Annotated in this window: 9 protein-coding genes; 5 read left to right on the forward strand and 4 right to left on the reverse strand. The window is 37.7% G+C overall.

Features of this window, described 5'->3' with window-relative positions; translation table 11 throughout:
* Positions 1–397 precede the first annotated feature (397 nt).
* The gene (locus LJE11_RS18365) at positions 398–1,051 is read left to right on the forward strand and encodes a trimeric intracellular cation channel family protein (RefSeq protein WP_008704940.1); all 654 of its coding nucleotides are present in this window, start codon (positions 398–400) and stop codon (positions 1,049–1,051) included.
* On the opposite strand, the gene LJE11_RS18370 is transcribed toward LJE11_RS18365, so the two are convergent.
* From LJE11_RS18370 to LJE11_RS18385, 4 genes are all read right to left on the reverse strand, one after another.
* Positions 960–1,472, reverse strand: a complete 513-nt coding sequence (locus LJE11_RS18370) for a flavin reductase family protein (protein WP_227296359.1) — start codon at positions 1,470–1,472, stop codon at positions 960–962. The two genes, LJE11_RS18365 and LJE11_RS18370, sit on opposite strands and share 92 nt — an antisense overlap.
* A 490-nt stretch (positions 1,473–1,962) precedes the next feature.
* A complete protein-coding gene (locus tag LJE11_RS18375) occupies positions 1,963–3,261 on the reverse strand; it encodes a sensor histidine kinase (RefSeq protein ID WP_055201271.1) in 1,299 nt (432 codons plus the stop codon).
* A 6-nt stretch (positions 3,262–3,267) separates the two neighbouring features.
* Entirely contained in the window at positions 3,268–3,975 is a 708-nt protein-coding gene (locus tag LJE11_RS18380) for a LytR/AlgR family response regulator transcription factor (protein WP_022381201.1), read from the reverse strand.
* Between the two features lie 91 nt (positions 3,976–4,066).
* Positions 4,067–4,396 carry a helix-turn-helix domain-containing protein gene (locus LJE11_RS18385; protein WP_055201273.1) on the reverse strand — a complete coding sequence of 110 codons (330 nt, stop codon included), beginning with the start codon at positions 4,394–4,396 and terminating at the stop codon, positions 4,067–4,069.
* Positions 4,397–4,691: 295 nt separating this feature from the next.
* On the opposite strand from LJE11_RS18385, the gene LJE11_RS18390 reads away from it, so the two are divergent.
* The 4 genes from LJE11_RS18390 to LJE11_RS18405 all read left to right on the forward strand — a co-directional run bounded on the left by LJE11_RS18390 (position 4,692) and on the right by LJE11_RS18405 (position 6,383).
* Entirely contained in the window at positions 4,692–4,841 is a 150-nt protein-coding gene (locus LJE11_RS18390) for a cyclic lactone autoinducer peptide (protein WP_008704934.1), read from the forward strand.
* The gene (locus LJE11_RS18395; protein WP_022381202.1) at positions 4,841–5,425 is read left to right on the forward strand and encodes an accessory gene regulator ArgB-like protein; all 585 of its coding nucleotides are present in this window, start codon (positions 4,841–4,843) and stop codon (positions 5,423–5,425) included. The genes LJE11_RS18390 and LJE11_RS18395 overlap by 1 nt, the downstream gene beginning before the upstream one ends.
* Before the next feature lie 214 nt (positions 5,426–5,639).
* Positions 5,640–6,023: a hypothetical protein gene (locus LJE11_RS18400; RefSeq protein WP_008704932.1), complete on the forward strand. Its 384-nt coding sequence runs from the start codon at positions 5,640–5,642 to the stop codon at positions 6,021–6,023.
* Between the two features lie 36 nt (positions 6,024–6,059).
* Entirely contained in the window at positions 6,060–6,383 is a 324-nt protein-coding gene (locus tag LJE11_RS18405; RefSeq protein WP_020993697.1) for an SH3 domain-containing protein, read from the forward strand.
* The last annotated feature ends 134 nt before the right edge of the window (positions 6,384–6,517 follow it).

Here is a 6,517-nt window from a genome sequence, read left to right on the forward strand (position 1 = left end):
CGGTATCCCGCCTTAATTCAGATGCTCTGGTAACTCAGTTGCCGAGTAATTCACTTACTATACTATGCTGAAGGTGTTCGCGAAGTATATAAGTTTATCTATATGAAATGGAATAAATAGTCGATTTTCTGATACTGATTGAGAGTAAAGACTCTTTCACGTGACGTTCAAAAAATCGACTTTTTATCTTGGATAATTCAGTGGAATCTCCTGCTTCAATTATGAAAACATTAAGTGATGAACGGAGATTTACTGATATTTTTATAGCAATTCCAGAAAATAATGCAATTAAGACAGTTCAGCATTTTCCTGTCTTTCGTGCTTTGCAGGAGTGCATTAGTTGCATTGTTTTCTGGGATTATAAAAGAAAGATAGGATGGGGAGTTAAAAAACAAATATGGATTATCAGTCAATTGTAACATTTGTTATGGAAATGGCCGGTTCAGTGGCGTTTGCTGCTTCCGGAGCGATGGTGGGCGTTGAACGGAATATGGATATTTTCGGCGTGAGCGTTCTGGGAGTTGCAACAGCAGTAGGCGGAGGAATGATCAGGGATATTGTTCTGGGGATCATCCCTCCGGCTGTATTTACCAATCCTGTATATGCACTGGTGTCAGTGCTTGCTTCCTGCATTGTTTTCTTTATTTTTTATTTCAAGAGAGAATTGCTTCAGGGGCACAGGCGTGAGACCTACGATAAAATCATGCTGGCAATGGACTCTGTCGGGCTTGGGATTTTTACAGTAGTAGGAGTAAATACAGGAATCCGCCAGGGATATATGGACAATGTGTTCCTGCTTGTATTTCTTGGAACCATTACGGGAGTAGGCGGCGGTCTGCTTAGAGATATGATGGCGAGTGTACCGCCGTATATTTTTGTAAAACATATCTATGCCTGTGCCTCCATCATTGGTGCAGTTGTATGCGTATATATGAATCGATTTGTGGGAAATGTACAGGCTATGGTAGTATCATCAATTGTAGTGGTGCTGATCCGATATCTGGCAGCACATTACCGCTGGAATCTGCCCAGGCTGTCACCACATGAATAGGAAGGATACCGTATAAAATCAGACAGGTAATATTTAGCGCAGTCAGGCTGAGTTTGTCTGACTGTCTTTTTGTTCGAGGAGGAAAATTATTGATAATCAGAGCATCTACAGTTTCAGATTTTGTGGCGGTCAGACGGCTGCGGGCAAATTTATCAGGCTCGCGATTACCGGATTCTACACCGAAATAGTCAGCTTCTGTTACATGTGCGGCATCCGCGATGCTGACGGTAAATGCACCGCGTGCTTTGATATTCTGTACGGTTTTATGGGTCTCGGTAAGGTTCAATGCAACTGTGTCACGTTCCTGCATCGTACCCCAGGCAGCGTTCATTACATTGATGCTTCCGTCTTCATTATAGGTTGCAACCATCAATACAGGCATAGGAAAAATGCCTTCTGTAATATTTAATTTTTTTCTCATTACAACAGCCCCTTTCAGATTCAATTGACAGGATAATATATCCTGCTATAAATGAGCAAGTTTGAAAAAATGCACAAAATTATCCTGCTAATTTCATAAATGCTTCAAAATCATCACTTGCTTTTGCACATAGGAATAGATACTGATACTTTTCCTGATGAACGGCACTACAGATTCGATGATATCCATCTTGAAAAGATCGATATTTGCCAGTTCCTGTGACACAAATACAATGTGCCAGTGACATCAGCAGCCAGTATCTCTGTATTTCCTTTGAGAAACGGATCTGGTATGTATCCAGTGCCAGACGGTTTTTACATTGCCTGAAAAATATCTCGATCGGCCATCGACACACATAACAGGAAAAGATCTCTTTCTTTTATGCAAAATCACGAACTTGCTCATTTATAGTGATATAAAACAACATCAATGCATGCTGAAATATGTAAAAAGGCAATCGTATAAAATTGCGATTGCCAGATTTTAATATTTACTGCTTTAAGGTTAGGATTGTATGGAAGGTACCGGAATCATTATCATAATACATTTGCAAATTTCCATGGTACTGTTTTACGACTTTTTTAATGCTTTTGATTCCGAATCCATGTCTGCCATTGTCTGATTTATGGGATATAGGAAGTCCCTCTGGATTATATACAGGGGTATTTTGGCAGGAGTTGATGAGTATGATAATAAGAAAGGGTGAATTTTCTTTCTTTTGTACGGTGAGCTCAATAAAAGAGTCTGGAATATTCTCTGCTGATTCCACTGCATTCTCCAATAAGTTACAGAATAAAGAAGTCAAATCGCGCGGATATATATGTTGTACCGTGCCGCTTCTGATGTCAGTGTGAAAAATAATGTGCTTATCATTGCAGTGGCGCTGATAGCGGCACAGAATGGAGTTTAGCATTTCATGATCACAGAGTTTTGTGGTTTCCTTTAAGTCGGAAGATTCCATGAGTTGTTGTATATAGTCATTTATTTTATCGGAATCATTTTTTTCGTTCAGTAATCTGATTGATTGAAGATGTTTCTTTATATCGTGGATCAAAATGCTCTGGTTCTCGTTTTGTGCAAGCATCATTTCATAGTATTCAACAGAATCGGATTCTTTCTGGAGCAGTAACTGCAAATCGGCATATTCCTGTGATCTTTTTGTGTTATATTGGTTGATTCCAAATACAAGTAGGTTGACCAGCAACAGAAAAACGGCACAGATTGTTACTAGAAAATCAACCGGTGGGGCATATGCGGTTGTTTCACCAATAGAAAGAAGAGTAAACATCATAAGAATAGAGGAAAGCGGGATGAACATCAAGAGAATTTCGGAGTGACCGTACGGTTCTTGAGCTGCTTTGTTCCCCTTGAAGAGCCAACTTAACAAGTAAACGACTGCAAAAAAGGTAATTTTGCTAAATACGGTATAAAAAACAAGTCCGACACTTGCTTCTAAGAGAAAATGGGGAAAGAATCTTGATATCATCCCCAAAACTGCAAGTTCAGATATTCCCATAATCGCTGTAAGTATAGCGGAATGGAAGAGTGCCAATAATAACTTGAGGTTAAACATTATATAGAGGAAAACAGTGTTTATCACAAAAAAACTGATAATATTCAGCCATGTTTGCCCAAGCAGGGAAAGAAAAAACAACAGTACATAAAGAACACTTAATAGAGTCAGTCTCTTTTTACCGCTATGAGAAGGGGAAAAAAGGCTGGCGGCGTACTGCCATAAGATAACCGCTTCTGTAAAAAAACTAAAAATAAGTAAAATAATATATTCCATTTATTTTCACCTCATGCTTTCCAGATATAGTAGATATGCATTTCTGAAGGAACTGTATTTCCTGCGTGTCAGGTAAGCGGTAATCTGAGGATTTGATAAATGTACGGTGGAGTGATCAAAGTCCACAATATGTTCGAAGTTAACAATAAAGCTCCGGTGTGTCTGAAAAAAACTGTTTTGGGGAAGCTTTTCCAACCAGTAATTCATATTATGAATAGAGTCAAAGTCCTGACGGGCAGTATGTACAATTACTTTTCGCCCCTGAGCTTCTATGGCAATAATCTGCGAAGCAGGAAACGAATATACCGCCTGTTTTGTTTCCACAGGAATTTTGAGTGTAATGGAATTGTAATAAGCTAAGGCATCCTTCAGATTTCGGAAAAAACGCTGCTTATCTAGAGGTTTGGAAAGGTAACGGAATACATGAAAACGCATTGCTTCATCCAAATATTCAGAATAAGAGGTGACAACAAAAACGATCACATTTCTATTTGCTTTTTTTAATTCATTCCCAACATAGATTCCATTCATGCCAGGCATTTCGATATCCAGAAAAACAATATCCTTTTCACCTTTGTCAGTTAACAAAGCTTCACCACTGGTAAAAGAAACTAATTCAGGACATTTTAAATGGTTGGACTCAAAGTAGGATTCGATATACTTCTTCAATTGTTCAATGATCAGAGTGTCATCATCACAAATTAAAATACGCATTTTTTCACCTGACTTTCTAAATAGATGTATGTGTACATCTTATCACATAGAATTTCCAAATGCAAAAAATGCGTATGAAAAGACAATTTAATTACAATTTTGGTTCATTATGTGTTGCTTTGTTATTTCGTTTTACAAGCAGTTCGATAAAGTCTCCGGCAAGCTCTATGTCGGATTGATTACATAACCGTAGTTTATCAATAATATCCTGTGGAATATTATAAGCGTGCATACTGCCGAGCAGAAGGTAGTCAGGTGTAACATTGAGTAAATTACAAATCTGAATGAAAATATCCAGACTTGGTTTTTGCCTTCCGTTTTCGATTGATGACATATGGCTATTGGATATATTTAATCTTTCGGCAAGTTCTGCCTGTTTTATCCGTAATTCTTTTCTGCGTATTTTGATGCGGTTTCCCATACCTTCATATTGAAATTCTATTTATCCCACCTTCTTTCAGTAGAATTTTACCAATAGAACTAAATAAAAAGAAGAATGTAACAAAGAACTATTCTGCAATATATTAAACAAACTGATATTTATATATAAATAATTCTGTATCACATATTATTTTTCGTAGAAAAGAGGGAAATTATCCAATATTGTAAAGAATCATTCCGTTCATTCCAAAGGGGTCGTTTATTTGATTAAAGTGGTATATGATTGCTTATGTGAAAATCAATGACAAATTTTAGTGGAAAGGAGAGAGGTCATTATGAAGAAAGAGGTAACTAAATCGGTTGCAAAAGGAATGAAAGCAGCATTAGATGTTGTGTTACGGACAGAAGCTAACACAGCTTCTTGTCTTATCATGTATCAGCCTAAGGCACCGAAAGAATTAATGAACTACAGGAGAAACAAGTAATGGAAAAATGTACAGATACAGTAGTAAATTGGATGATCCGGTGTAATGCGATAAACGAGGCGGATAAGGAACTTTACAAGTATGCATTATATAGTTTTTTTCTATTGGTATCACCACTTATCCTTGCAGGAGTTATTGGCTTTGGCTTGGGAAGCGTAAAACACGGAGTTGCTCTTATTTTTCCGTTTGTGGTTCTGAGAAAATTTAGTGGTGGTTATCATGCAAAAAATTTGCACACTTGTATTCTTGGATCTGGTTTTCTATTGTTTCTGTGCATAATGTTATCAATGCATGTGCAATGTGATTTGAAGTTGGCAATAGCTACAGTTATTGCGTCTGTGAGCCTGATTACATTTAGTCCAATAGACAGTGAAAACAGAAGACTTGATACTAACGAGAAAAGGACATATAAAAAAACAACAGTGTTCTTCGTGATACTGTTTGGGCTGTTAGATATAGCTTTATTTTTGCTGGGAAAGTACATCTATACAATCTGTTTTTCTGTTGGGATATTACTGACAGCAGGCTTACAAGTACCTTGTATCGTAAAGAAAATGTGTAAATCGACCAAAAACAGACTGTAAATGTCGTTTGGTGCAAAAGGGGTTGAAATCATGGCAAAAATAAAGATAATAAAGTTTGTCATTGATTTGATCAAAGTTCTTTATTTACAGTTAATTCAGTTTGTTCATTGAAAGGGAGTGGATTCCAATGGGACAATGATAGAATTCTATCACTTTAAATTGAGTAGTTCGGTTCGGAGTAGTTAAACGGGCATAATGGAGGTAAAAGATTAAAATGACACATAAGAAAGAAGTTGTTTTTAGCTTGTTGTTTGTAATAATGGTGTTATGTACAGGCTGCAGTGATAAAGATAATGGAGATACGTCTAAAAATAACAGGACTTCAGGAGAATCATTTGTTCAAGAAGAAACTATTGAGAGTACTGACAATACAGACAATGCAGACGGCAGCTCGGCACCAACGCCAGAACTGAAAACGCCCCGAACGAAAAAGGAATTGGAAGATGCGCTTGGTACAGTGAATGAGTCGGGAAAATGGACGCCACCAGCCGGTTCTCATATAGATCCCAAAACAGGTAATATACTGAATAAAGATGGGGTCGTGGTTGGAACTACGCAGGAACCTTATAGTAAAGCACGTCCAGGTTCTCAAGGATGATGATATGGTGTAAAAAAATTATGGGAGGAAAAGATTATGAAGTATATGAGAAAAAACTCATTTGTAGTGTGTTTGGTCATAAGTGCAATTCTTTTGACAAGTTCATTTGCAATGCCGGTGCTTGCTGCGGAAAATACAGGAATTGAAACAAGCTCTGTCACGAGAAGCGTACCGGGATATTACAAGTGCACAGGGTCGGATGTAAATATCAGATCAGGCCCTGGAACACAATATACAATAGTAGGCACATTGAATTATGGCACAAAAGTATATGTATATTCTATCAGTAATGGGTGGGCCAAAATTTCTCTTGGCGGCATTTACCGTTATGTTAGTGCCGATTACCTTCGGGAGCTTTAAGGAAAAACATTTAATATAAACGAGGCATAGGTAAATAGCTGTATGGGCTGCCGCACTGAAAAGTTTGGTGCGGCAGCACTTTTGTTGTTAGGGCAAAGCCCTGTTTGCCATTGTGGAGTTTTTCGCTGATCCGA

It is taken from the genome of Blautia sp. DFI.1.216 (assembly GCF_020594215.1).
Lineage (GTDB): Bacteria > Bacillota > Clostridia > Lachnospirales > Lachnospiraceae > Blautia_A > Blautia_A wexlerae.